Here is a 3,282-nt window from a genome sequence, read left to right as displayed (position 1 = left end):
CAAAGCCCGCGACCATGATGGTGCGGGCTTTGTTTCTTTTCAGCCTGGCCTGATTGGCTTTCCTTGGTGCGCCTCATGAACCAGCCGCGAGAAGGTGTACAACAGTACTACCCTCTCGCAACTGCCTGCACTTACATCACGGCGCCGACCTTCCACGGGATGAACTCGTCCTGGCCATAGCCCAGCTCTTCACTGCGCGCACGCTTGCCCGAGGCATAGTCGATGATCGCCTGGAACATGCGCTGGCTCAACTGCTCCATCGTCTCTTCACCGGTGATGATGTCGCCGCAGTTCACATCCATGTCGTCACGCTGGCGCTCCCACAGGGCGTTGTTGGTGGCAAACTTGATCGTCGGCACGCCGGCACAGCCAAACGCGGAGCCGCGACCGGTGGTGAAACAGATCAGTTGCGCCCCGCCCGCCGCCTGGCCGGTGGCCGAGACCGGGTCGTAGCCCGGCGTGTCCATGTAGACAAAGCCCTTGGCGGTGACCGGTTCGGCGAAGTTGTACACCGCCTTCAAGGTGGTAGTGCCGCCCTTGGCCACGGCACCGAGTGACTTTTCCAAGATGGTGGTCAAGCCGCCGGCCTTGTTGCCCACCGACGGGTTGTTGTCCATCTCGCCGCCATTGCGCGCAGTGTAGTCGCGCCACCAGTCGATGATGTCGACCAGCTTCTGGCCGATTTCCGGCGTGTCGGCACGGCAGGTCAAGAGGTGTTCAGCACCGTAGATTTCCGGCGTTTCCGACAGGATGGCGGTACCGCCATGCGCGACCAGAATATCGACCATGCCACCCAGTGCCGGGTTGGCGGTAATGCCGGAATAGCCATCCGAGCCGCCGCAGTTCAGGCCGATGATGAGCTTGCTCACCGGCACCGGTTCACGCTGGGCCTGATTGGCTGCCGGCAGCATGCCGGCTACAGCTTCGATACCCATCTTGATCGCGTTGGTCGTGCCGCCGGCATCCTGGATCACCAGACTCTTCAGCGTCGATTTACCCGGACCACCCAGCTCGTCCATCATCGGGCCGACCTGGTTCAATTCACAACCGAGACCGACCAGCAGTACGCCGGCAAAGTTCGGGTGGGTGGCAAAGCCGTGGATGGTGCGGCGTAGCAGCACCATGTCCAGACCATTACCGTTCATGCCGCAACCGGTGTTGTGAACGATCGGTACGATGCCGTCGATGTTGGGGTATTGGGTTTGCAGGATGTCGCTGCGATTGAAATGTTCGGCAATGCGGCGCACCACGGTGGCCGAGCAGTTGACCGAGGCGATCACCGCCACATAGTTGCGGGTGCCGACCTTGCCGTTGGCGCGCACAAAACCCTGAAACGTGGCCGGATGGGCGACCGGTTCCGGATCTTTCTTGGCCTGGCAGAAGGCATAGTCGCGCTCGAACTCGCCACCCACGCCCAGGTTCTGGGTGTGAATGTGCTGGCCGGCTTCGATCGCGCGCTTGGCAAAGCCGATGACCTGGTTGTAACGGCGTACCGCTTCGCCTTCGGCAATCGCATGGGTGGCTATCTTGTGACCGGGCGGAATCATTTCCTTCACGGTCAGGTTCTCTGCTTCCAGCTTGTGGCCCGGCAGCAGTTGCTTGCAGGCAATCACGACATCGTCGTTCGCATGCAGGCGGATGTAGTCAGGAGATTGGGCCATGATGGGTGTCCTTGGTGTGTTGCTGGGTTGCTCCCTCTCCCCAACCCCTCTCCCGCACGCGGGCGAGGGGCTATTCAATATCAGCCACCTCGGTGAACGAGGGGCTATTGTTCTCCTCTCTCCCGCTGGCGGGAGAGAGGCCGGGAGAGAGGGTGATACAGTCTTATGCGTTAAGCAATTCCGCCATCGCGGCCTTCACGCCAACGGTTTCGATGCGGGCCAGACGGATTGCCACCTGCTCGGCCAGATCAGCCACCTGGTTCAGGTCTTCACCCCACAGGCGGGCATCGGCCAGAATCGTCTTGACCATGGCTTGCGCGTTAGCCACATCAAAGCTTTGCCAAGCAGCATCCAGTGCGGCAATCGCGACGGCATCGTCCTTGATCGGATAGCTTTGACCGTTGCGCGTGCCGACAAATTCCCCGCTGGCGTCCATCTTGCCATGATAGAAGTGCAGCAAGGCCGCCAACGAGAAGGCGAGGTTGGCCGGTGCTTTACCGTTGGCCTTGGCGTAATCCTTCACCGTCGGCAAGACACGCACTTTCCACTTGGAAACGGAATTGAGTGCGATCGAGATCAGTTCGTGACGGATGAAGGTGTTGCCAAAGCGTTCCATGATCGAGGCGGCATAACTGTTGCGCTCGGCATCCGGCAATTGCACGAACGGTACGATGTCGCTGAACATGACCTGGTTGAGGTAACGCGACACGACCGGGTCTTCGATCATTTCGGTCACGGTATCGAGGCCGGCACAGTAGGAAGCCAGTGCGCTGGCGGTGTGGGCACCGTTCAGGATGCGCACCTTGCGCGTGCGGTACGGTTGCATGTCGTCGGTCCAGATTACGTTCAGACCGGCCTTGTGCAGCGGGAATTCTTCAGCGATGGCTTGCGGGCCTTCGATCACCCACAGGTGGAACGGCTCGGCGGCCACGGTCAGGGTGTCGCTGTAGCCAAACTTGGCAAACAGTGCCTCGGCTTCGGCGCCGGGGTAGCCCGGCACAATGCGGTCGACCAGGGTGTTGCAGAAGACGTTGGCGCTTTCCACCCAGGCGGCAAAGCCGGCATCCAGGTTCCAGCGTTGGGCATGCTGCAGCACGATGCTCTTGAGCTTGCTGCCGTTGGCTTCAATCAGTTCGCACGGCAGGAACACCAGGCCAGGCGCAGCAGCGCCACCGAGTGCCTGATAACGTGCCACCAGCAAGGCCGCCATCTGCGCCGGGAAGCTTTGCGGGATCTGGCCAGCCACATAGGCTTCTTCCAGATCGGCAATGCCGGCTTCGGTGGTGTTGGAGACAACAAAGCGCAGGTCGGTGGAAGTCGCCAATTCGAGCATGCGTGCCCAGTTGGCGTGCGGGTTGATGCCTTCCTGGATACAGGTCACCACACGGCGGTTCTCGACCGTCTGGCCGTTTTCGATACCGCGCAGCAGCACGGTGTACACGCCGCCCTGTTCGTTGAGCTTGTCGGCCAGGCCGCGTGCCAGCGGCTGGGCTACCGCTACGTTGCCATTGAACTTGCCTTGCGCATTGGCCACATCAATCATCCAGTCCACGAAGCCGCGCAGGAAGTTGCCTTCGCCTATCTGCAGAATATTGATCGGGCCTGATGATAGCGGACCGTG

2 protein-coding genes are annotated in these 3,282 nt (G+C 60.9%); both read right to left on the bottom strand.

Going from position 1 to position 3,282, the window contains the following annotated elements; all coding sequences use genetic code 11:
* Positions 1-131: 131 nt before the first annotated feature.
* Positions 132-1,661: a UxaA family hydrolase gene (locus AC0KVQ_RS16190; protein WP_473422228.1), complete on the bottom strand. Its 1,530-nt coding sequence runs from the start codon at positions 1,659-1,661 to the stop codon at positions 132-134.
* A gap of 163 nt (positions 1,662-1,824) precedes the next feature.
* Positions 1,825-3,282 (bottom strand): tagaturonate reductase (locus AC0KVQ_RS16185; RefSeq protein WP_473422227.1); only part of this gene is annotated, 1,458 nt, incomplete at its 5' end.

It is taken from the genome of Formivibrio sp. oc-25, assembly GCF_055810895.1.
Note: the sequence above shows the minus strand (reverse complement) of the source record. Positions and strands in the feature narration are given on the sequence as shown.